This is a genomic window from Paractinoplanes toevensis (assembly GCF_018332695.1).
GTDB classification, from domain to species: domain Bacteria; phylum Actinomycetota; class Actinomycetes; order Mycobacteriales; family Micromonosporaceae; genus Actinoplanes; species Actinoplanes toevensis.
The window spans coordinates 1-21691 of record NZ_BOQN01000035.1 but is presented as its reverse complement, the minus strand read 5'-3'; the positions used below and the strand labels follow the sequence as shown (position 1 = coordinate 21691).

The window sequence follows — 21691 nt, the reverse complement described above, 5'->3', positions numbered from 1 at the left end:
CCCACGCCGCAGCCCGACTCCACCTGCGAAACAGGTGCTACGCCCGAGCGCCACCGTCGACGCGTAGGACCGTGCCGGTGACGAACGAGGCGCGGTCGCTGAGCAGCCAGGCGGCGGCCTGGGCGATCTCGTCCGGGTCGGCCTGGCGGCCCAGCGGCGTCTGCGCCACCAGACGCTCGACCAGACCGGGCGAGTCCGCCTCCCAGGCGTCGATCATCTCGGTGCGGGTGTTGCCCGGCGCGACCGCGTTGACCCGGATCTTCTCCGGCCCGTAGGTGATCGCGGCCGACTCGGTGAGGCTGTTGACCGCCCGTTTCATCGCGCCGTAGGCGGGCAGTGCCGGGTTGCCGGCCAGGCTGCCGACGCTGGAGTTGTTGACGATCGCCCCGGCCCCGGCGGCGGCCCGGATCGCCGCGACCTGGGCGACCATCGCCAGCCACACGCCCCGCAGGTTGACCTCGTAGAGCCGGTCGAAGTCGGCCTGGGTCACCCCGTCGAGCGGGCCCGGCGGCGAGATCGTCGCGCCGTTGTTGAAGGCCACGTCGAGCCGGCCGAACCGGTCGACGGTGTGGTCGACGGCGGCCCGCACGCTGTCCGGATCGGCGAGATCGCACACCGCGTATTCCGCGGTGCCGCCGGCCGACCGGATCTGCTCGGTCACGGCTTTCAGCTGGTCCTCGGTGCGCGCCGCCAGCAGGACCCGGGCGCCCTCGCGGGCGAACAGGCGGGCCGCGGCCGCACCGATCCCCCGGCCGGCGCCGCTGACGAAGGCGACCTTGTCGTCGAGAAGAGATGTCATGCGCCAACCGTGCGTCCGTTCCCGGGCGTTAGGCAGGCATCGGCGGTACCTGGCTGAGCGCCGGACCGGCGCGCAGAATCGAACGCATGAATCGAGCGGAGTTGGCCGGCTTCCTGCGCAGCCGGCGCGAGCGGATAGCACCCGGTGACGTGGGCCTACCTGCCGGCCGGCGCCGCCGCACCCCCGGGTTGCGCCGGGAGGAGGTGGCCCAGCTGGCGTTCATCTCCACGGAGTATTACACCCGTCTCGAGCAGGCCCGCTCCCCGCACCCGTCCCGCGAGGTGCTGTCCGGCCTGGCCCGGGCGCTGCGCCTGTCCGACGCCGAGCGCGACCACCTGCACCATCTGGCCGGCGAGCCACCGGCGCCACCGCGCGGTCCGTCGCGCGAGGTGCGGCAGAGCATTCTCGATCTGATCACCCGGCTCCCCCGGTCCGCCGCGACGGTCATCTCCGCCAGCTTCGAGGTGATCGCCTGGAACGATCTGGCCGCCGCCCTGATGGAAGACTTCTCGGCCCTGCCCCGGCGCGAGCGCAGCCTTGTTCGCAAGGTCTTCCTGGGCGGCCCCGACCCGCTCTACGGGGTCTCCGACGCCGACGACTTCGCCCGCCACTCGGCGCACCGGCTGCGCGCCACCGCCGCTCGCTACCCCGACGATCCGGAGGTCGCCGAGCTGGTCCGCGACCTGCTCGCGGGCAGCGAGCGATTCCGGGAGCTGTGGGCGTCGCACGACGTCACCGACGAGCCGACCCTGCGCAAGACGTTCCACCACGCCGAGGTCGGGCCGGTCACGGTCAACTGCGACGTGCTCGACATCGCCGACCGCGACCAGCGCCTCATCATCTACACCGCCACGCCCGGCTCACCGTCCGAGGAGGCCCTGGAGCTCCTCTCGGTGATCGGCACCCAGCGGATCGGCGTCCCGCGTTAACCCAGCAAGGTGGGTCGCTGCCACTCCTCCTCGCGCACGTGGTGGGCGAGGAACGCGAGCACCGTCTCGTACCAGACCTTGGCGTTTCCGGGTTTGAGGATCCAGTGGTTCTCGTCCGGGAAGTAGAGGAACTTGTGCAGGCTGGAGCCGTCGTCGGCCTTCGAGCGGGACAGCAAGTCCCACCACAGCCGCAGCGCCTCGCCGATCGGCACTCGGTAGTCCTTATCGCCGTGGATGACCAGCATCGGCGTGGCGATAGCGTCGGCGAAGCGGTTCGGTGAGTTGTCGGCCAGGCGCTGGGTGGTCAGCTCGCGCAGCCAGTAATAGGGGGCGTCGGTGGTGGTCATCATCTGGGTGAGGTCCCACAGCGAGGCGTGCGTGACGATCGCCGCGAACCGGTCGGTGTGCCCGGCCACCCAGTTGGCCATGTAACCGCCGAACGAGCCGCCCATCGCGGCCGTGCGCTCGGCGTCGATCTCCGGGCGCTGCTCGGCGGCGTCGGTGAGCGCCATCAGGTCGGTGTAGGGGGCGTCGCCCCACGAGCCCCAGCCGCGCTTGACGAAGTCGTAGCCGTACCCGACCGAGAGGGCCGGGTCGGGCAGCAGCACCGCGTACCCGTGCGCCACCATGATCCACGGGTTCCAGCGCCACATCCACTGGTTCCAGGAGCCGAGCGGGCCGCCGTGGATCCACAGCAGCAGCGGGGCCGGCGACTCGGAGTGCGGCAGTGCGAGCCAGGCGCGCAACGGGCTCCCGTCGGCGGCGGTCGCGGTGACCTCCACCAGCCTCCCCGGCACTTCGACGGCCTCGGCCGGCGACTTCAACCAGGTCAGCGAGCCCGAGCCGTCGGCCGCCACCCGCACCGGGCTCGGCGGACTGTCGACCGCGCTGCGCAACGCGTAGACCCAGCGCCCGTCCGGCGAGATCTGGATGTCGAAGTAGGCGCCGTCGTCGGGGGTGAGCCGGGTGACCTCCCCACTGGTCGCGTCGATCCGCCACAGTGGCATCCGCCCGAGGTCGTCGGCCATCGCGATGAGCGCGGCACCGTCCGGTGTCCAGCGGGCACCGCCCGGCCAGCGGTCCCAGCCGGCGGTCAGGTCGCGGATCGGCCCGCCGCCGATCGGGACGACGGCCAGCCACACGTCGCCGGGATCGTCCACCGAGGACCGCCGTCGGACGGTGAACGCCACCAGGGCACCGTCCGGCGAGATCCGCGGCTCGCCGTACTCGTTGGCCGGGTCGTCGGCGAGGACTCGCTGCTCGCCGGTGGCCACGTCGACGGCCACCAGGACGGTGCGCTGCGACCCGGCCCGCTCGGCCACCATCCAGGCGGCGACCACGGTCCGGCCGTCCGGCGCGATGTCCCAGCCGGTGTCCTCGTCGCCCAAGGCCCGGCCGAGGTGCCCGGTGAGATCGCGCAGCTCGAGGTCGCCGTCGGTCAGCTCGCCGGTGAACAGCCGCGGCCGGTCCGGCCCGAGGTCGTGGTCCCAGCGCCGGACCGGGTAACCCTCGTGCAGGATCGCCGAGACCCCGGCCTCCTTGCGCTTCTTCCGCGCGTCGGCGTCGGCCGCGAGATCGGTGGCCGACGGCAGCAGGCCCGAGCCGGCCACCACCGTGCCGGTCGCGCTGACCAGCACGCCGTGCACGCCGCCGGCCGGTTTCGCGATCACCCGCGCATCGCCGCCGGCGGCCGGCTGCAACCACAGAGCCGACCGCGGCTCGTCCTCGTCATCGCCGTCCGGCGCCGGCCGGGCCGAGGTGAACAGCAGGTCGCCGCCAGGCGTGAACGCGGCCGCCGCCTCACCCTTGACGCTGCGGGTCAGCCGCCGGGCCGGCCGTTCCCCGTCCGGGTCGACCTCCCACAGCGCCGTCGCGTAGCGGGTGTTCTTCCGGTCCGGCGTGCCGACCCCGACGACGAGCCGGCGGCCGTCGGGCGACAGCCACAACCCGCTGAGCCGGGGCAGGCGGACATAGGCATCGAGGTCGCCGAACGAATCGATCATCCCGCTGTTCTACCACTGTTCGGCCGGGCCGACAGCCCGGCGCGAGGTCGGCCGGGGCTTCGCGCGAACGGTTCTCTGCATGCCGTCCGCCTTATTACTCGCGAGTAAAGGTCAGACCGCGTTGGGTCAGATCTTGGATAGATATGCATCGAATCACGTGATTGGCTGCGGGCCGGATCTTCACGGGGGAGGTACCGAAATCATGGCGTTCGCCCATGCTCTCGCGCGTGCCCGATGGCTCGCCGTCTTCTGCTCCGTCCTACTCGTCGCCACCCTGACCGCGCAGCCCGCCACCAGTGCGCGGGCCGCCGAACCGGGTGCCGCACCACAGCTCACCGCCGGCGCCGCGCCACAGCAGCGGCCCGTTCCGGCCAACGCGGCACCGGAGAAAGCACTCACCGACGCGGAACGTCCGCCGGTCGTGCCGCTCGGCGTACGCTCCGGCGGCGAAGCCAGAAAGATCTCCGGCGCCGAGCTGAAGCGGGCCGCCAAGCTCGCGCCCGGCGATCCCGCCTTCACCGACATCCAGTTGCAGCCGGGCTACGTGCTCGGCGACACCTCGCTGGTGGCCAACTTCAACGTCGCCGACGAGTCGTTCCAGCAGTGGCGGGTCGACCTGTTCGACGCCACCGACAACACCCAGCAGGAATCGGCCACCCTGTCCAAGGAGGACCTCGCGCAGAGCGAGTGCGGTGGCTCGCCGCGGGAGTACTGCCGGTCGTTCGGCCTCGCCGACGGCTGGCAGGTGCAGCCGGGCCGGGACTACTTCATCACGATCACCGCGCTGTTCGACGGCGGCGGGGAGACGCCGTCGGCGCCGTCCAACCGGTCGCAGGCGCGCAGCGTGGTCAACCCGCCGGACATCCCGAACCGGCAGGCCGCCGGCTGCGGGTGCAGCGACGCGCTCGGCATGACCGACGCCAGCCAGGCGATCCGCGCGATCGGCGTGAACACCGGCACCGGCGCGTTCCTGCGCGCCGAGACCGACCTGGCGATGGAGTCGTTCGGCCCGCAGTTCCTGTCGAGCCGGGCCTACTCGTCGCTGAACGTCGGGCAGTCGGCCTTCGGACCGGGCTGGGCCTGGGTCTACGACATGAAGGTGACCGCCTCCGAGGGCGGCGCCGTCGTGCGGGCCGAGGACGGCTCCGAGGTGCTCTACACGCTGGACGGCGACGTCTTCAAGAAGCCGGCCGGGGTGCGGTCCACGCTGCGCCGCGCCGGTGACGGCTTCGAGCTGGTCACTCCTGACAACATCGTGTACGCCTTCGACGCCCAGGGCCGGCTCACCTCGATCCTCAACCCGCGTCAGGTCGGGCTCAAGTTCACCTACACCGACAAGGGCATCACGATCCGGGACGCGTCCGGCCACGAGGCCACCGTCAAGGTCGAGGACGCCCTGGTCCGCTCGGTCGCCCTGCCGGACGGCCGCAAGGTCACCTTCGAATACACCTCCGGGCTGCTCACCAAGGTCAAGGACGCCCGCGGCGAGACCTGGAAGTACAAATACGACGCGGCCGGCCGCCTCACCCAGGTGATCGACCCCTACCAGGTCGTGACGCTGACCAACGAGTACGACGCCACCACCGGCCGGGTCGTGAAGCAGACCGACGCGCTCGGCGCCGCCACCACCTTCCTGTGGCGGCAGGAGCGGCAGGAGTCCGAGACCACCGACGCCGACGCGGTGAAGGTCTGGGACGGTTACAAGGGCAACGTGCTGCTCTACTCGCAGCGCGGCAACGGCGACTCCAGCGTCCACCGCTACGACGGATCGCTCAACCGCAACCTGGTCGTCAACGGCAACCGCAACCAGCACGAGTCGCAGTACGACGCGGCCGGCAACCTGATCGAGCATTGGGCGCCGCAGAAGCGGTTCAGCGCCAAGACCGAGTACGACGCCCGCAACAACCCGACGACCCACACCGACGAGGACGGCAACAAGTGGGTCGACAGGTACAACGAGTTCGACGAACTGGTCGAGAGCACCGACGCCAAGAAGCACTCGGTCAAATACGAGTACGACACCCGCGGCGTTCTCACCACCGTCACCGACCAGCGCGGCAAGGTCACCCGCTCGGAGACGATCCCGGACGGCAAGCTCAACGCCGGCCTGGAGAGCGCGAGCGTGTCGGCCGAGGGCCGGCGTACCAAATTCGGTTACGACAAGGTCGGCCGGTCGGTCTCGGTCACCGACCCGCGCGGCTTCACCACCCTCACGTACTACGACGACCAGGACCGGGTCGTCGCGACGCTGCAACCGGGCAAGAAGAACGCGGCCCGCAACGAGTTCGACAAGGCCGGCCGGCTGCTCAAGCAGAGCTCGCCGGAGGGGGTCACCACCACCTACGCCTACTACGACAACAGCGCCCTCAAGGCGACGTTCGAGGAGGGGCGCACGTCGCGGTACACGTACACGGCGGCCGGGCGTAAGTCGACCGCGGCGATCGACATGCGGCACTCGCCCGACCTGATCACCAGCTGGGCGTACAACCCGAAGGGCCTGGTCGAGTCGGTCACCTCCCCGCGCGGCAACCTGCCGGGCGCGAACAAGGCCGACTTCACCACCACCTACAAGTACGACCGGGACGACAACCCGATCCAGATCCGCCGGCCCTACCCGAACGGCCAGGTGGTCGTCACCGACATCGGGGTGGACGACCTGGACCGCACCACGTCCACCACCGACGAGTACGGCCGGACCACGTCGTACGAGCGCGGCAACCGCGGTGACGTGGCCTCGGCAACCGACTCGCTGGGCCGCAAGACGTCGCTGGAGTACGACGCCAACGGCCAGCAGACCGGGATCAAGGACGCCAAGGGCGCCCAGACCAAGACCGAGTACGACGAGGCCGGCAACAAGGTCAAGGAGATCTCGCCGACCGGCGGCATCACCAGCTACACCTACACCGACGACGGCCTGCTCGCCACGGTCGTCGACCCGCGCGGCAACGTCGCCGGAGCTGACCCGGCCCGTTTCACCACCCGCTACGAGTACGACCTCGCCGGCAACATGGTGAAGAGCATCGACCCGCTCGGCAACGTCTCGACGTCGAAGTACGACGAGGTCAGCCGGGTGGTCAGCAGCACCGACGCGCGCGGCAACACCACCCGCTACAGCTACACCGACGACGACCAGACCCAGACGGTCGTCGACCCGGAGGACAACGCCACCACCCTCTACGAGTACGGCAAGGACGGCGAGGTCTCCGGGGTCCGCGACGCCAAGGGCCACTGGACCAGGTACTTCTACGACGAGGCCGGCCGTCTCGTCCGCAACACCGACCCGATCGGGCGCAGCACCTATCTGGCGTACGACGCGGAGGGCAACCAGACCCAGTCGCTGACGCTGAACCCGTTCGAGGACCCGTCCCGGCTCTCCGACGCCGAGGCGGCCAAGCGTACGGTCCTCGACTCCTACGACATCGTCGGCCGCCGCGACAAGCGGGTGGTCGGGTCGCAGGGCCCGGTCTACACCTGGGCCTACGACGCCAAGGACCGGATCACCTCGTACGGCGACCCGGCCGGTGTCCGCGACGTCGCCTACGACGAGGAGGACCAGATCACGTCGGTCACCCGCAAGGAAGCGGGCCGCGCCGACGAGACCTTCACCTACAAGTACGACGAGCGCGGCAACGTCGCCACCTCGCAGTACCCGGACGGCACCAGCCTCGCGTTCGACTACGACGCGGCCAGCCGGCTCACCTCGATGACCGCGGCCGGCAACACCTGGGGCTTCGGTTACGACGAGGCCGGGCGGCGGACCAGCACCACCCTGCCGGCCGCGACCGGGCTCAAGGAGAGCCGCGCCTACGACGACGCCGGGCGGCTGATCGGCATCGGCACCGAGCGGGTCGGCGACCCGGTCGAGGGCGTGCAGGACCCGGTGTCCAAGTTCGACCTGACGCTCGACCAGGTCGGCAACCCGACCAAGGTGGTCACCACCCGCGGCGGCATCGCCGAGAAGGTGTCCTACGCCTACGACGACACCGACCGGGTGACGTCGGCCTGTTACGCGGCCGACTCCTGCGACCCGAAGGCGAAGCCGGCCGGGCGGATCGACTACTCGTACGACGCGGTCGGCAACCGCACGAGCCAGAAGCGCAGCGGCTCGGCCGGGTCGGACCTGACCACGTACCTGTACGACGACGCCGACCAGCTGCAGGTCGAGACGCTGCTCGGGCACGACAGCCGGATCACCACCTTCGACTACGACGTGCTCGGCAACCAGACCCGGGCCGGCGGCGACAAGTTCGTCTACAACCTGGACAACTCGATCGCCAAGGCCACGATCAACGGCGGCAAGGCCACCACGACGTACGGGTACGACGCGGCCGGCCTGCGGATCGCGTCGACCAGTTCGGCGCCGAACGTGGCGACCACGACGCAGCGCTGGTCGTGGGACGTGGCCGGCACGCTGCCGCAGATCGCCGTGGACACCGTGGCCGACCAGGCCGGCACGGTCATCGAGAAGCGCGGCTTCGTCTACGGCCCGGACGACGAGCCGCTGGCCCTGCTCGACGAGCAGACCGGCGCCCACTCCTACACGCACGACTGGCTCGGCGGCGTGGCCAACATGCTGACGCCGGCCGGCACCCTGGAGAAGGGCTACGACTACGACCCGTTCGGCAACCCGCGGATCGGCGAATCGCTCGCCGCGCAGCCGCTTCCCGGCGAGGGCCTGGAAAACCCCATGCAGTTCCACGGGGCCTACCAGGATTCCAGCACCGGCAGCGGCAACTACTTCATGCGGGCCCGCAACTACAACCCGTCCACCGGGCGGTTCCCGTCCCGCGACCCGCTGCCGACCGGCACCGAGGCGACCTCCTCCTACGTGTACGCGGCGAACAACCCGCTCGCCTACTCGGACCCGACCGGCGCGCTGCTCGACGGCGGCGGAACCGTCACCGCGGCGGCCCCGACCGACGCCACCACGGTCGTCGACCCGGGACCGTCGCCGGAGGACATCGCCAAGGCCAACCAGCTGCAGTCCAAGAGCACGCTCGACGTGATCCTGGAGGCCGGCGGACAGATCCTGATGGAGTTCCTCGGGATCAACGACATCATCAACTGCCTCAAGGGTGACCTGGGCGCCTGCGCCATGATGATCATCGGCGCATTGCCCTGGGGCAAGATCTTCAAGGCCAAGAAGATCGCCGAGGCCATCTACCGGGCCGGCAAGGCCGTCATCACGTTCTTCCAGGAACTGAAGTGGGCCAAGGCCATCATCAGCGGCGCGGAGAAGGCGGCCGAGGCGGCCAAGGCAGCGGCCGCGGCGGCAGCCAAGGCAGCGGCGGAGAAGGCGGCGAGAGCGAAGGCCCTGGCCGAGGCGGCGGCTAAGAAGGCCGCGGCCGAGGCGCAGGAACGGGCGAGAGCGCTGGCCGCCCGGGCCAAGGCCAAGACGAAACGTGGTGCGGCGTCGGACGACATTCCGCGCGGCAAGGCCGAACCGACCGGCTGCCACAGCTTCGTCGCGGGCACCCGGGTGCTGCTCGGCGACACCGACGCCGAGGGCAACAACGCCGGCAAGAGCAAGGCGATCGACGAGGTGCAGCCGGGCGACACCGTGCTGGCCACCGACCCGATCACCGGCGAGACGGTGGCCAAGCAGGTCACCCACACCATCCGCACCGACCACGACAAGGTGTTCGTCGACCTGACGATCGGCACCTCGGATGACAAGATCACGACAACCGACACCCACCCGTTCTGGGTCGCCAGCCGAGGCAAGTGGATCGAAGCCGGCGACCTTCACGAGGGCGACCTGCTGCGTACGGCGGCCGGCACGTTCGTGCAGCTCGGCGCGGTCAAGGTCTACCAGGGACACCAGCGCACGTACGACCTGAGGGTCGACGAGATCCACACGTACTACGCGCTGGCCGGCGACCAGTCGGTCCTGGTCCACAACTGCCCGCCCGGCAGTGGCCGCACCTGCACCTGCGCTAACCTGTCGTCCGGGCACAGCCCGGCGGCGGCGCTCGGTCAGGCGACCCACACCAGCCCGGCCGTCACGTCCGCGTTCCAGGCCCTCGGTTACCGCAAGGGCCCGGGCTGGGGCAAGAAGGGAAGCGGCCTGCCCGACTTCCTGGCACCCAACGGTGACCCGGTCGAGCTCAAGCCGTACACCAGGTCGGGCGCCCGCAAGGGAACCCGGCAGCTGGGCAAATATCTCCGCCGGAGCGGCCGGTCGAACGGCGAGCTGTGGGGTTACAACTACGAGTCGAACGGTCTGCTGACCCTGCGGCTCATGGCGACCCCGCCCAAGCCCGGCACCCGCTTCTGGAACTGGCTCGACAAGCCGTAACACCAGGAAGGTCATGGCGAAACCAACCAAACGACAGGTGCTCGAGGCCGTCGCCGAGTTTCTCGGCGACGGCCCCGGGCCGGTCGAAACCCGCAAAGAGACCCTGGTGTACGGGGATGGCCCGGTGCGCCACGAGCTGAGCATCGGCAGCGGCGGCGGCCTGCTCGGCTGGTCCGTGGAGGCCGTGGACGTCGAGCTGGAACCGCTGCTGGCCAAGGACTACGGCGGTTTCCGGATCGAGATCTGGCGGCCCGACCGCAGCACGGTTCGCTTCGGCGTGGCGGGCCCGGCGTTGTACGAGTACCCGTGGCCGGCCGACCGCACCGAACTCGGCGCGAGCGCCCTGCTGGCGGACGTCGAGCGCTACGGGCGGAGCTCCCTGACGTTCGTCGCCGGGCGGACCGACCTGGCCGGGCTCCTGCTGGCCGGCACCGACGTCCACCGCGGCGAGGTGTGGGCGAACCTTCCGGCGGAGGCGTGGCCGGCGCGCGTGATCAAGGCGCTGGTGATGGCCCGCGCGACCGGCGACGCCGAGCTCGAGCGCCGCGCCCTGGAGGTCCTGGACCGCGAGGGCGACCGGGACATCTCCTGGGAGCCGGGCGTCCGCTGGCTGTTCCGGGAGCAGGCCGGGGTCTGGGCGAAGGCTTACGCCAAGGCCACCGCGCTGGACCTGAGTGACGTGATCCCCCCGCGCCGACGCCCGGCATACTGAAAACCGGCAAAAGGCAGCATAACGCCGTCCTACAACCTGTAGGCTCTGACCAGATCGGCCGTACGTCTGGGAAGGCGCGAGCGGGAGCTGATTGCCGCAATGACAACGTTGGTCCTGGCGGAGGACGACGACGATATCCGCATGATCACCGCTCGGATCCTGCGCCGGGCGGGCTTCACGGTGATCGAGGCCGGCGACGGCGCGGAAGGCCTGCGCGCGGTGCGTGAGCACCGGCCGGCGGCAGTGGTCAGCGATATCGACATGCCGGTGATGTCCGGCGTCGACCTCTGCCTCGCGATCCGGGCGGACGACTCGATGAAGGATCTTCCGGTGATCTTCGTCAGCGGCAGTCTGACACCCGGCGACTCGCGGCCCGCGAAGGCACAGGCCACGGCGGTCGTGTCCAAACCGTTCCGGCCGGGGGAACTGGTGGCCTGTGTGCGCGACGCGCTGCCGTCCGACTCCACCACGGCCGACTCCGCCACAGCCGACTCCGCCACAGCCGACTCCGCCACGGCCGACTAGAGAGCCGGCAACCGCACGACGATCTCGGTGCCCGTTCCGGTCGCCGGCGCGAGCCGGATACTGCCGTGGTGACCTTCGATGATCGCCCGACTTAGCTCCAGGCCGAGGCCGTTGCCGGGGATGCGGTGTTCACGGGTGCGCGGCGACCGGTAGAACCGGCCGAAGACGTGCTCCCGCTCGTCGTCGGCGACGCCGATGCCGGTGTCGCTGACGGTCAGCTGGGCGATCTCCGCCGCCGGTCTGGTCAGCGCCACGCCGACACTGCCCGGGCTCAGGGTGTGCTTGATCGCGTTGTCCAGCAGTTCGTCGAGGACCTGCCGCAGTCGAGCCGCGTCGCCGGCGACCGAGACAGCGGCGCACACGTCGACGTCCAGGGTCAGGCCGGCCGTGACGGCGGCCGTGCGGGCCGGCTCGGCGGCGGCACGCACGACGGCGGCCAGGTCCACCGGATCGTTCGCCAGTTCGGCATGGCCGCTGCCGAGCGCGGCCAGGTCGAGGAGCCGGTCGACGATGTGCCGCAGGGTGGCACTGTTGCGGCCGAGCACATCGAGCAAATCGGGCAGTTCCTCGGCCACGGTGGCCGGGTCGGCCTCGCGGATCATCTCGACGTAGGCGGTGATCGACGTCAGCGGCGTACGCAGTTCGTGGCCGATCAGTGTGAGGTAGTCGTCCCGGCTTCGCGCCAGCGCCAGCGTCAGTTCCTCGGAGCGGCGCCGCTCCAGGAATTCGGCGAGCCGGGCACCGATCCGGGACAGCAGCGCGACCAGCGGATCGACGGGATCGTCGATCCGGGTCGCCTCGAACGACAGGACCGCCAGGACGTCGCCGCCCGAGCACGCCGGGACGGCCAGACTCGTGCGCGGTTCCGGGGGCCGTTCGCCCGAGCCGCCGGGCGCCGGGGTGTCGCCGGCCCAGATCGGCCGGCCGCATCGCCAGGCGGCGACGGCGAGCGCGTCGTCGTGCCCGTCCCCGTCCTGCTCGCCGGTCCCGTACCGGGCAGCCCGGACGAGACAGCCGGCGTCCCGGTCGACGAGCCACAACTCGGCTCTCGGCCAGGCGAAGCTCGTGCACAGCGCGGCCAGGACCCGGGTGCCGGCCTGGCGCACGTCGTCGGCCTGCGCGAGCAGCTCCGACGCGCTCTGTTCCACGGCGTGGAACCGTTCGTCGCGGTCCCGGGCGGTGACATCACGGATGGTGATGACGGCGCCGAGCACCCGCCCATCGTCGCCGGTGATCGGCTGGGCGTCGGCGCTGATACTCCGGACCCGCTCGCCGGGAACCGGCACGCTGAGGCCGATATCGCGAAGGTACTCACCCCGCAACGCGCGCAGCAGCGGTAACTCCTCGGGCGGCAACCGCCGGCCGCGGAGGTCCGTCACGTGGACGAACTGAACCCACTCCGGCCACGAAGCCCCGACCGGGACCGGTCCCGCCAGATCCCGGATGACCTCGTTGACGAACACCAGGCGGCCGTGCCGGTCGCACGCCGCCACACCGGTCCGCAAACCATGCAGCAACGCGTCGAGGAAACGGCGCTGAGTGTCGGCATCCTGGCGAGTCTGCTGCTCCGCGACGAACGCCGTACACGCCTGCGCACCCGCGTCGATGGCGGTCAGCTCCTCCGGCGACCACGAGCGCGGGCGGACGTCCACCACCGTGCACACCCCGACGATGCGCTGCTGCTGGTCGCGAATCGGAAATCCCACATACCCGCGCACGCCGAGAGCCCGGGCCGGAGCGTATCGGGGGACCCTCGGGTCCTCGCGGGCATCCTCGATGATGATCGGGTGTTCGTGGGCGATCACCAGCCCGGCCAGCGTCGAGGTCGTCGGCGTGCGCCCGACCTGCGCCCATTCGGCCGGCAGCCCGGCCACACCGACCAGCCGCAGCTGCTCGCCGTCGATCAGCTGGATCAACGCCGTCGGCGCGCCCGCCGCCTGGGCGATCACCACCGCGAAGTTGCTCGCGATCCGATCCGGCAGACCGCCGGTGCACATCCACCCGTTCCCCGGGTCGCGCACGGCATCGGCCGGCTCACCGACGAATTCCTCCGCCGACCGGTGCGGACCCGCAGACCCCATCCCCCCAGCCAACCATCATCGGGTACGCGCACGGGGGTGATCGCCGGAATGCCGCTGAACCACCGGCTATCGGGCGATGAGCACCGGGCAGTCGGCCCGGCGGATCAGGCGGGTGCCGACCGCGCCGAGCAGCACGCCCTGGTAGCCGTGCCGGCGCGGGCCGACGACCGCGAGCCGGGCCTGCCGGCAGCTGTCCACCAGCACCCTGTCGGCCCGGCCGCTGACGTACGCCCGCTGGGCCGGAACCGTCCGGAACCGCGCCCGCCACGGGTCGAGGCGGCTGTCCATCTCGGTGCCGAGCGTCTCGGCCGCCACCCCACGCCGGTCGGGCCCGGCGGTGACCGCCAGCACCTCGGCGCCGTACAGGGCCGCCTCCTCGAACGCCCGCCCGATCACCGCGTCGGCGCCCTCATCGTCGTCGACACCGACCACCACCGGGCCGGAGTCGCAGTCCGGCCGGCCGCGCACCACCACGACCGAGCAGCGGGCCCGGGTGGCCACCTGGCTGCCGACCGAGTCGTCCGGCGCGCCGAGCATCCGGCCCCCGCTGTGCTCCCCCACCACCAGCAGGACGGCATCCTCGGCCGCGTGCAGCAGGACCGGAACCGCGTAGCCCGGCATGGCCACCCCGCGGACCTCCAGGCCGGGCGCGACCGCGCGGGCCGCACCCACCGCCTCGTGCAGGACCTCGGCGGTTTCCGCGTGGCCGGACGGCCGGCGCTGATGGGCGATCACCACCCGCAGCTCGCTGCCGCGCAACCTGGCCTCGGCCGCCGCCCACCGCACCGCCGCGGTCGATCCGGCAGATCCGTTGGCCCCGACCACTATCCGTGTGAGGTTCATGGCCGCCTCCTCGGGTCCAGAGTCGTCCCGACCTCGGAAGATCACAAGGGCGTACTTTCGATGGCCTTGACGGTATTGGCCAGGGCCTTGCCCAGCACGCCCTTGGCGACCGTGCCGAGCAGCAGGCCGGTCAGCCGGCCCTTGAGGTTCTTGCCGTCGCGCACCACGACCGCGTCCAGCCGGGTGACGCCGCCGGCCTGCGGGGTCAGCGTGTAGGTGTGCCCCGACCGGCCGCCCCAGATGTTCGAGTCGGTGGTGGTCATGACGATCTTGCGCGGGTCGGACCAGTCGTAGTGCAGGCGCTCCCAGATGCCGCCCGAACCCTCGGTGACGTCGGCCCAGTCCGGGCCCTGGGCGTGCACCTTCAGGTATTCGGCGGAGCTGTTGCCGAACAGGTTCGCCCGGCCCGGCCCGAAGTCGGTGAGACCGGCGAGGAACTGCTCGGGGGTGGCGGTGGTGGTCTCGGTGAAATGAATCGTCGTCATGCCCATCACCTCACCGCCCGGGGCACGTGCCTCGCCCCAGGGTGCGTCCCTGGGGCGAGGGGGCCAGGGTCCGGGCGACGCTTCCGGGCATGGACTTCCACCTCGAACTGATCGTCCTGCCGGTCGCCGACGTCGACCGGGCCAGGGACTTCTACCGGCGGATCGGCTTCCACGAGGACCTCGACTACGTCGGTGGGCCGGATTTCCGGGTCGTGCACGTCACCCCGCCCGGCTCGGCCTGCTCGATCGTCTTCGGCACCGGGATCGGCACGGCCGAGCCCGGCTCGGTGGAGAACGTGCACCTGGTCGTCCGCGACATCGAGGCGGCCCGCGCCTTCCTGCTCGCTCGGGGCGTGCCGGTCAGCGAGGTCTTCCACGACGCCGACGGCATCTTCCACCACGGCGGCCAGGAGAAACGGGCACCGGGCCTCTATCCCGGACGACTGTCGTACGCCTCGTTCGCATCCTTCGCCGACCCGGACGGCAACGGCTTCCTCCTCCAGGAGGTCACCGAACGCCGTCGGTAGGCTCCCAGCACATGGCGGGAGATCAACTGCGCGGGCGGCGCCGCGAGCGCGAGACGCTGGACCGCCTGCTGCGCGACGTCCGGTCCGGGCAGAGCCGGGTGCTGGTGCTGCGCGGCGAGGCCGGGGTGGGCAAGACCGCGCTGCTCGACTACCTGGTGGAGCAGGCCCGGGCCGGGCGGGTGGTCGCCGCCGCGGGGGTCGAGCCGGAGACCGAGCTGGCCTACTCGGCGCTCCAGCAGGTGTGCGCCCCGCTGCTCGGCCACCTCGACCGGCTGCCCGAGCCGCAGCGCGACGCCCTGGCCACCGCGTTCGGGCTCAGCGCCGGCCGCCCACCGGAGGCCCTGATCGTCGGCCTGGCCGTGCTCGGCCTGCTCGCCGAGGCCGCCACCGAGCGCCCCCTGCTCTGCGTCGTCGACGACGCCCAGTGGCTGGACCGCATGTCCGAGGTGGTCCTGGTGTTCGTAGCCCGCCGTCTCGACGCCGAGTCGGTCGCCCTGGTGTTCGCCGCCCGCGACCCGGGCACCCCGCCCGACCCGCTCGGTGGGCTGCCCGAGCTGCGGGTGGGCGGCCTGCCCGACGCCGACGCCCGGGCACTGCTCGACTCGGTGCTGCCCGGCCCGATCGATGCCCGGGTCCGCGACCGGATCCTCGCCGAGACCCGCGGCAATCCCCTGGCCCTGCTCGAACTCCCCCGCGACCTGACCCCGGCCGAGCTGGCGTTCGGGTTCGGCGTGCCCACCACGACCCCGCTGCAGGACCGGGTCGAGGACGGCTTCCGGCGGCGGATCGCGGCTCTGCCCGGCGACACCCGCCGGCTGCTGCTGGCCGCCGCCGTCGAGCCGATCGGCGACGTGCCGCTGCTCTGGCGGGCCGCCGCCGTGCTCGGCATCGCCCCGGCGGCGGCCGTACCCGCCGAGACGGCCGGCCTGGTCGAGTTCGGCGCCCGGGTGGGGTTCCGGCACCCGCTGGTGCGGTCGGCCGCCTGGCGCGCGGCGGACCCGGCCGAGCTGCGCGCCGTGCACGCCGCGCTCGCCGAGGTGACCGACGCCGAGCAGGACCCCGACCGGCGGGCCTGGCACCGCGCGCACGCCGCGGTCGGCCCGAACGAGGAGGTCGCCGCCGAGTTGGAGCGCTCCGCGGACCGGGCACTGGCCCGCGGCGGCCGGGCCGCCGCCGCGGCGTTCCTGGAACGCGCCGCCGAACTCACCCTCGACTCCGCCACCCGGGCCGCGCGCACCCTGGCCGCGGCGCAGGCCCGGTTCGCCTCGGGCGCCTTCGGCGCGGTGCCCGGCCTGCTCTCCGCGGCCGAGATGGGCCCGCTCGACCCGGTGCAGCGAGCCGTGGCCGAGCGGCTGCGCGCCCGGGTGGCGTTCGCCGTCAACGCGGGCCGGGCCGCGGTCTCGCCACTGCTGGAGGCGGCCGCCCGACTGGCCGAACTGGACCCGGCGGCGGCCCGCGAGACCTTCGTGTCGGCGATCGGCGCGGCTCTCAACGCCGGCCGCTTCGGCATCGACGACCTCGGGCGGGCGGTCGACGCCGCCGCCGCGGCGACCGCCGGCGACAACGCGCGGCCGGCCGGCCCGGGTGCCGGCGACGATCCGGCCGGCCGGGTGCTGGCCGCCCTGATCGCCTGGCATCGCGGCGGGCACGTGGCCGCCGTGCCCCTGTTCCGGCGGGCCCTCGACGCCATCACCCCCGACCGGGATCTGGACCTGCTGTGGCTGGGTGGTCTGTTCGTGCACGAGGTGTGGGACGACGAGCAGTTCCTGGACCGCAACGAGCGGGCCGTCGCGTTCGCCCGGGAGAGCGGCAACCGGTCGCTGTTGCCGACCGCGCTGACGTTCCGGGCCACCGCCCTGATCTTCGCGGGCCGGTTCGCCGACGCCTCGGACCTGATCGACGAGGCCGAGGCCCTGGCCCGGGTCACCGGCCCCTCACCGCACCCGGCCGCGGCGGCTCTCCTCGCCGCCCACCGCGGCCGCGCCGACACCGCCGCCCACCACGACCGGGCCGACACCGCCGCCCACCACGACCGCGGCGACACCGCCACCGGGCTGATCGACGCGCTCGCCGCCGACGCCGAGGCCGGTGGCATGGGCTGGCTGCTCGCCGTCGCCCGGCACAGCCAGGCCGTGCTGCACAACGGACTCGGCAACTACCCGGCGGCGCTCGCCGCGTCGAGCGCCGCGACCGACCACGAGAACCTCGCCGTCCTCCAGTGGGGCCTCACCGAGCTCGTCGAGGCCGCCGCCCGGGCCGGTGAACCGGCCGTCGCGGCGAAGGCACGGGACCGGCTCGCCGAGCACACCGCGGCGGTGGACACCGCCTGGGCGCGCGGCACCCAGGCCCTGGCCGACGCCCTGGCCGGCCCGGCCGCCGACGCGGACGGCAACTACCGCCGGGCGGTCGCGGAGTTCGCCACCACCCGGCTCGATTTGCAGCTGGCCCGGGCCCGCCTGCTCTACGGCGAATGGCTGCGGCGGCACGACCGGCGGGCCGACGCCCGGGCCCAGCTGCGCCCGGCCCACGACGCGTTCAGCACGATGGGCGCGGAGGGCTTCGCCGATCGGGCCGGGCGTGAGCTGCTGGCGACCGGCGAGACCATCCGCAAGCGGAGCGCTCCCGGCGTACCGGAGGAACTGACCCCGCAGGAGGCGCAGATAGCGCGGCTCGCGGCAGCGGGCCGGACCAACCCGGAGATCGGCGCCGTTCTTTTCCTGAGCCCGCGCACCGTCGAGTGGCACCTCCGCAAGATCTTCGCCAAGCTCGGCGTCACCTCCCGCCGCGAGCTGCGGTCGTCAGCCCGGCCAGACGGCGAACGAGCGCCTCGTGATGGGCGCCCGCCAAGATCGACATAGAGTCGACTCATGACCAGAGCGGTTGTTATCAGCGGCTACGGGCCGCCGGAGGTTCTGCGGATCGGCGAGACCGAGGTCGGGCCGCCCGGTCCGGGCCAGATCCGGGTCGCGGTGCGCTACGCCGGCGTCGGCCCCACCGACCTGGCAATCCGGGCCGGGCACCTGGACGCCGTGTTCCCGGCCGGCCCCGGCGCGGTCCTCGGCTTCGAGGCGGCCGGCGTCGTCGAGAGCGTCGGACCGGACGTCCGCGACGTGGCCACCGGCGACGAGGTGGCGGTCTTCCTGCCCGGCCTCGGCGGTTACGCCGAGCTGGTCGTGGCGGACTTCTGGGTGCCCAAGCCGGCGTCGGTCGCCTGGACCGACGCGGCCGCCCTGCCCGCCTCGGTCGAGGCCGCCGCCCGCGTCCTCGAGCAGCTCGCGCTCGGCGCCGGGGAGACGTTGCTGCTGCTCGGTGCGGCCGGCTCGGTCGGCCGGATCGCGACCCAGCTCGCGGTGGGCCGGGGTGCCACCGTCGTCGCGGCGGTCCGGCCGGGCGACTTCGCCGCGATGCGCGATCTCGGGGCCACCCCGGTCGACTACGCCGCGATCGGGAACGGCAGGGTCGACGCGGTGTTCGACGCGTCCGGCCGCGGTGACCTGCCCGGCGCGATCGCCCTGGCCGGCGGCCCGCAGCGGGTCATCACGCTCGCCGATCACCGCGCCCACGAACTGGGCGTGGCACTTTCCAACGTGATCCCGGAGGGCGTCCGCGCCGCCCTCGACCTGGTGATGTCCCAGCTCGCGGCGGGCCGGCTGGCGCTGCAGCCGCAGACGGTGGCGCCGCTGGCCGGCACGGCCGGGGTGCACGCCCGGCTGGAGAGCGGCGAGCTGCGCACGAAGGTCCTGCTCGAAATCTAACGAGGAACGGCCCGCAGGGCGATGTCGACCGTGGCGTGCAGGCCGGCCCGGTCGACACCGGCCGCGGCGTGCACGGCGTTGCCCTCGCTCACCACCATCACGTAGCGGGCGAGGGCCGCCGGGTCGGTGCCGGCCGGGAGATCGTCGGCGCGGGCCAGGCGGTCGGCCAGGGCCGCCTCGCCGGCCAGCCGGCTCGCGGCCAGGAACTCGGCGGCACTGCCGCCGGCCAGACCGCCCTGGATCGAAAGACAGCCGGCCGGACGGTCGGTCCGGGTGAGCGCGTCGGCGTTGGCCCGCAGGAATCTCTCGATCACCGCGTACGCCGTGGGCTGCGCGAGCGCCTCCCTCGCGTACGCCATGTCGATCTCGGCGTAACGCGCGACCGCACGGCGGAACAGCTGCTCCTTGTTGCCGTACGCCGCATACATGCTCGGGCGGTTGATGCCCATGGCGTCGGTGAGGTCGCTGAGCGAGGCGCCGTCGTAACCCTGCCGCCAGAACACCTCCACGGCCCGGTCGAGTGCCGTCTCCGCGTCGAATCCCCGTGGCCTTCCCTGTGGCATAGCTCATTCTAACCGATCGGTACAGAAGTGCTACGGTCACTTACATACCGAACGGTATAGAAAGAAGGACGCAGGATCATGGGACAACTCACCGGCAAGACCGCCCTCGTCACCGGGGCCACCTCGGGCATCGGCCTGGCCGCCGCCCAACGCCTGGCCGCCGAGGGTGCGCACGTCTTCCTCACCGGCCGCCGCCAGGACGCACTCGACGCCGCCGTGGCCGCGATCGGTGAGAACGCCACCGGCGTCCGCGCCGACGTGGCGAACCTCGACGACCTCGACCGGGTCTTCGCGGCGATCCGGGAGCGCGGCAACCGGCTCGACGTGCTCTTCGCCAACGCCGGCGGCGGTGAGTTCGCCGCGCTCGCCGACGTCACCTGGCAGCACTACGCCGACACCTTCAACACCAACGTGGGCGGCACGTTGTTCACCGTGCAGAAGGCGCTGCCGCTGCTCGGCCGCGGCTCCTCGGTGATCCTGACCAGCTCCAACATCGACACCAAGGGCGCCGCTTCGTTCAGCGTCTACGCCGCCACCAAGGCCGCGCTGCGCTCCTTCACCCGCAGCTGGGCGGCGGAACTGGTGGAGCAGGGCATCCGGGTCAACAGCATCGCCCCCGGCCCGATCGAGACGCCCGGCCTCAGCGGCCTCGCCCCCGACCCGGAGTCGGCCGAGCAGCTGCTCAAGGGCCTCGCCTCCGGCGTGCCGATGAACCGGCTGGGCCGGCCCGAGGAGATCGCCGACGCGGTGCTCTTCCTGGCCTCCGGCAGCAGCAGCTACATGACCGGCGCCGAGATCTACGTCGACGGCGGCGCCAGCCAGGTTTGATCAGCCTTCCACGCCGGTCGCGGTGTGGGCCGTGCCGACCGGTTTGGACTGGGACGAGCCGCGCTGGCGCAGGTAGATCGCGAGGATCGCCATCGAGGCGACGGCCAGCAGCTCCGACTGCCAGTTCTGCAGGGTCCGGTTCCAGAAGTCCGGCTCGGTCAGGTATTTCGCCCAGGTGACCGGGTCCTGCAGGTCGGCCAGCTGCTGCTCGTTGAAGGCGGCCACCCCGGCGATCGACTGGGCCAGCCAGGAGAGGACGAACAACGCGCCCATGACCAGGCCGAGCGAGTTCGAGAACAGGAACAGCCGGAAGCCGTGGACGCGGGCCCACTTCGGCGAGTTCTGATCGGCGTACACCCCGATCTTCTGCTCTTTCTCGGTTTCCCGGCCCGGTTTGTCGAGCGCTTTCGACTCGGGCGAGCCCTTCTGGAGCAGCCAGACGGTGAAGAGGATGTAGAGGAAGAACTGGAGGTACTCGGACTGCCAGTTCTCGGCCACGTCGACGCCGAAGCTGGCCGAGGTGACGTAGCGGCCGAGCGAGATCGGCGGCAGGCCCTCGGTGATCTGCTGCTGGTTGTAGTCGGCGTGCCCGGCCAGCGCCTGCAGCACCAGAACCACCAGGAAGAGCAGGCCGAAGACCAGGCCGAGGGAATTCTCCCGGAGGAATCTCTTCATCTTTGCAACAACCCCAGGACGATGACGTACGCGAGGCCGGCGGTCACGAACAGCAGCAGGAACACGAACATCGCGCGCATGTCAGCCCGCCTCCACCACGCAGTCGTACGGCTGCTCGCCGCGCCCGGTGCAGCCGGCCGCGACCACCCGCCAGCCACCGGCGAAAGCGCCCAGGAACATCGTGTCGTCGTCCAGCCGGACCTGTGCGCGCTGCCCGTACACCGCGGTGCCGAGCACTCGGCCCGGGGCCGGCAGCTTCTCCTCGAGAATGGCCTCGGAGCAGGGCTTCTCGGCCGACTCGGCGACCTCCGCGACGGTCTCCGGGGCCAGCAGGGCGCACGCGGCCGAGCCGTCACCGGCGGCGACCGCCCGGAGCAGCCCGGTCGCCGACGCGGCGGCCGCGGTGCCCCGATCACCGGCCGACGAGCAGCCGGTCAGGGCCAGCGCCAGAACCAAGAGCATTCTTCGCACCGGCCCAGAATCCCCCTGCGGGCGCTCTTCTACACATCGAAAACGGCAGCGTCACCGTGGATGGTGACGCTGCCGTCGGGTCGATCGTGGCCGGTCAGACCAGCGGGCTGCCGTTCGTGGCCGAGGTGGTCACGCTCACCGTCTCGGTCTTCGGCGGGCGGGGCTTGGGGGTCGTGTCGGTCAGGCCCGGCTGCTCG

General features: G+C 72.0%; 16 protein-coding genes. 8 read left to right on the top strand and 8 right to left on the bottom strand.

What is annotated here, in order from left to right:
* Positions 1-37 precede the first annotated feature (37 nt).
* Positions 38-799, bottom strand: coding sequence for an SDR family NAD(P)-dependent oxidoreductase (locus Ato02nite_RS12445; protein ID WP_213006631.1), 762 nt, complete (start codon positions 797-799; stop codon positions 38-40).
* Between the two features lie 86 nt (positions 800-885).
* On the opposite strand from Ato02nite_RS12445, the gene Ato02nite_RS12440 reads away from it, so the two are divergent.
* A complete protein-coding gene (locus Ato02nite_RS12440) occupies positions 886-1728 on the top strand; it encodes a helix-turn-helix transcriptional regulator (RefSeq protein ID WP_213006630.1) in 843 nt (280 codons plus the stop codon).
* Here Ato02nite_RS12440 and Ato02nite_RS12435 read toward each other — a convergent pair.
* The gene (locus Ato02nite_RS12435; RefSeq protein WP_213006629.1) at positions 1725-3731 is read right to left on the bottom strand and encodes a S9 family peptidase; all 2007 of its coding nucleotides are present in this window, start codon (positions 3729-3731) and stop codon (positions 1725-1727) included. The two genes, Ato02nite_RS12440 and Ato02nite_RS12435, sit on opposite strands and share 4 nt — an antisense overlap.
* 202 nt (positions 3732-3933) lie before the next feature.
* Between Ato02nite_RS12435 and Ato02nite_RS12430 the strand changes: the two genes are divergently transcribed.
* The 3 genes from Ato02nite_RS12430 (at position 3934) to Ato02nite_RS12420 (ending at position 11266) form a co-directional block, all read left to right on the top strand.
* Positions 3934-10029: a polymorphic toxin-type HINT domain-containing protein gene (locus tag Ato02nite_RS12430; protein ID WP_213006628.1), complete on the top strand. Its 6096-nt coding sequence runs from the start codon at positions 3934-3936 to the stop codon at positions 10027-10029.
* A gap of 13 nt (positions 10030-10042) precedes the next feature.
* A complete protein-coding gene (locus Ato02nite_RS12425; protein WP_213006627.1) occupies positions 10043-10741 on the top strand; it encodes a hypothetical protein in 699 nt (232 codons plus the stop codon).
* Between the two features lie 99 nt (positions 10742-10840).
* Complete coding sequence (locus Ato02nite_RS12420) at positions 10841-11266, top strand: response regulator (protein WP_213006626.1); 426 nt, start codon at positions 10841-10843, stop codon at positions 11264-11266.
* On the opposite strand, the gene Ato02nite_RS12415 is transcribed toward Ato02nite_RS12420, so the two are convergent.
* The 3 genes from Ato02nite_RS12415 to Ato02nite_RS12405 all read right to left on the bottom strand — a co-directional run bounded on the left by Ato02nite_RS12415 (position 11263) and on the right by Ato02nite_RS12405 (position 14675).
* On the bottom strand, positions 11263-13347 hold the full coding sequence (locus Ato02nite_RS12415) for a sensor histidine kinase (RefSeq protein WP_213006625.1): 2085 nt from the start codon (positions 13345-13347) through the stop codon (positions 11263-11265). The genes Ato02nite_RS12420 and Ato02nite_RS12415 overlap by 4 nt on opposite strands.
* Before the next feature lie 66 nt (positions 13348-13413).
* Positions 13414-14190, bottom strand: coding sequence for a universal stress protein (locus tag Ato02nite_RS12410; RefSeq protein WP_213006624.1), 777 nt, complete (start codon positions 14188-14190; stop codon positions 13414-13416).
* Positions 14191-14231: 41 nt separating this feature from the next.
* On the bottom strand, positions 14232-14675 hold the full coding sequence (locus Ato02nite_RS12405; RefSeq protein WP_213006623.1) for a hypothetical protein: 444 nt from the start codon (positions 14673-14675) through the stop codon (positions 14232-14234).
* A gap of 89 nt (positions 14676-14764) precedes the next feature.
* Between Ato02nite_RS12405 and Ato02nite_RS51555 the strand changes: the two genes are divergently transcribed.
* The 3 genes from Ato02nite_RS51555 to Ato02nite_RS12395 are packed head-to-tail and all read left to right on the top strand — an operon-like array spanning position 14765 to position 18957.
* Positions 14765-15202, top strand: a complete 438-nt coding sequence (locus tag Ato02nite_RS51555) for a VOC family protein (protein ID WP_246606725.1) — start codon at positions 14765-14767, stop codon at positions 15200-15202.
* A gap of 11 nt (positions 15203-15213) precedes the next feature.
* On the top strand, positions 15214-18060 hold the full coding sequence (locus Ato02nite_RS12400) for a helix-turn-helix transcriptional regulator (protein WP_246606707.1): 2847 nt from the start codon (positions 15214-15216) through the stop codon (positions 18058-18060).
* Positions 18061-18069: 9 nt separating this feature from the next.
* The gene (locus Ato02nite_RS12395) at positions 18070-18957 is read left to right on the top strand and encodes an NADP-dependent oxidoreductase (RefSeq protein WP_213006621.1); all 888 of its coding nucleotides are present in this window, start codon (positions 18070-18072) and stop codon (positions 18955-18957) included.
* Here Ato02nite_RS12395 and Ato02nite_RS12390 read toward each other — a convergent pair.
* Positions 18954-19520 carry a TetR/AcrR family transcriptional regulator gene (locus Ato02nite_RS12390; protein WP_213006620.1) on the bottom strand — a complete coding sequence of 189 codons (567 nt, stop codon included), beginning with the start codon at positions 19518-19520 and terminating at the stop codon, positions 18954-18956. The two genes, Ato02nite_RS12395 and Ato02nite_RS12390, sit on opposite strands and share 4 nt — an antisense overlap.
* A gap of 78 nt (positions 19521-19598) precedes the next feature.
* Between Ato02nite_RS12390 and Ato02nite_RS12385 the strand changes: the two genes are divergently transcribed.
* Positions 19599-20348 (top strand): SDR family NAD(P)-dependent oxidoreductase, encoded by a 750-nt coding sequence (locus Ato02nite_RS12385; RefSeq protein ID WP_213006619.1) that lies wholly within the window; start codon positions 19599-19601, stop codon positions 20346-20348.
* Here Ato02nite_RS12385 and Ato02nite_RS12380 read toward each other — a convergent pair whose 3' ends face one another.
* Together Ato02nite_RS12380 and Ato02nite_RS12375 are read right to left on the bottom strand one after the other, a co-directional pair.
* Positions 20349-21023, bottom strand: coding sequence for a DUF6766 family protein (locus Ato02nite_RS12380; RefSeq protein WP_213006618.1), 675 nt, complete (start codon positions 21021-21023; stop codon positions 20349-20351).
* Between the two features lie 81 nt (positions 21024-21104).
* Positions 21105-21485 (bottom strand): hypothetical protein, encoded by a 381-nt coding sequence (locus Ato02nite_RS12375; protein ID WP_246606705.1) that lies wholly within the window; start codon positions 21483-21485, stop codon positions 21105-21107.
* Positions 21486-21691: the final 206 nt, after the last annotated feature.

What these genes read in the sequence shown, in the direction of transcription:
- Ato02nite_RS12445 (WP_213006631.1), bottom strand. Translation starts at nt 799, where the DNA reads ATGACATCTCTTCTCGACGACAAGGTCGCCTTCGTCAGCGGCGCCGGC.
- Ato02nite_RS12440 (WP_213006630.1), top strand. Translation starts at nt 886, where the DNA reads ATGAATCGAGCGGAGTTGGCCGGCTTCCTGCGCAGCCGGCGCGAGCGG.
- Ato02nite_RS12435 (WP_213006629.1), bottom strand. Translation starts at nt 3,731, where the DNA reads ATGATCGATTCGTTCGGCGACCTCGATGCCTATGTCCGCCTGCCCCGG.
- Ato02nite_RS12430 (WP_213006628.1), top strand. Translation starts at nt 3,934, where the DNA reads ATGGCGTTCGCCCATGCTCTCGCGCGTGCCCGATGGCTCGCCGTCTTC.
- Ato02nite_RS12425 (WP_213006627.1), top strand. Translation starts at nt 10,043, where the DNA reads ATGGCGAAACCAACCAAACGACAGGTGCTCGAGGCCGTCGCCGAGTTT.
- Ato02nite_RS12420 (WP_213006626.1), top strand. Translation starts at nt 10,841, where the DNA reads ATGACAACGTTGGTCCTGGCGGAGGACGACGACGATATCCGCATGATC.
- Ato02nite_RS12415 (WP_213006625.1), bottom strand. Translation starts at nt 13,347, where the DNA reads ATGGGGTCTGCGGGTCCGCACCGGTCGGCGGAGGAATTCGTCGGTGAG.
- Ato02nite_RS12410 (WP_213006624.1), bottom strand. Translation starts at nt 14,190, where the DNA reads ATGAACCTCACACGGATAGTGGTCGGGGCCAACGGATCTGCCGGATCG.
- Ato02nite_RS12405 (WP_213006623.1), bottom strand. Translation starts at nt 14,675, where the DNA reads ATGACGACGATTCATTTCACCGAGACCACCACCGCCACCCCCGAGCAG.
- Ato02nite_RS51555 (WP_246606725.1), top strand. Translation starts at nt 14,765, where the DNA reads ATGGACTTCCACCTCGAACTGATCGTCCTGCCGGTCGCCGACGTCGAC.
- Ato02nite_RS12400 (WP_246606707.1), top strand. Translation starts at nt 15,214, where the DNA reads ATGGCGGGAGATCAACTGCGCGGGCGGCGCCGCGAGCGCGAGACGCTG.
- Ato02nite_RS12395 (WP_213006621.1), top strand. Translation starts at nt 18,070, where the DNA reads ATGACCAGAGCGGTTGTTATCAGCGGCTACGGGCCGCCGGAGGTTCTG.
- Ato02nite_RS12390 (WP_213006620.1), bottom strand. Translation starts at nt 19,520, where the DNA reads ATGCCACAGGGAAGGCCACGGGGATTCGACGCGGAGACGGCACTCGAC.
- Ato02nite_RS12385 (WP_213006619.1), top strand. Translation starts at nt 19,599, where the DNA reads ATGGGACAACTCACCGGCAAGACCGCCCTCGTCACCGGGGCCACCTCG.
- Ato02nite_RS12380 (WP_213006618.1), bottom strand. Translation starts at nt 21,023, where the DNA reads ATGAAGAGATTCCTCCGGGAGAATTCCCTCGGCCTGGTCTTCGGCCTG.
- Ato02nite_RS12375 (WP_246606705.1), bottom strand. Translation starts at nt 21,485, where the DNA reads ATGCTCTTGGTTCTGGCGCTGGCCCTGACCGGCTGCTCGTCGGCCGGT.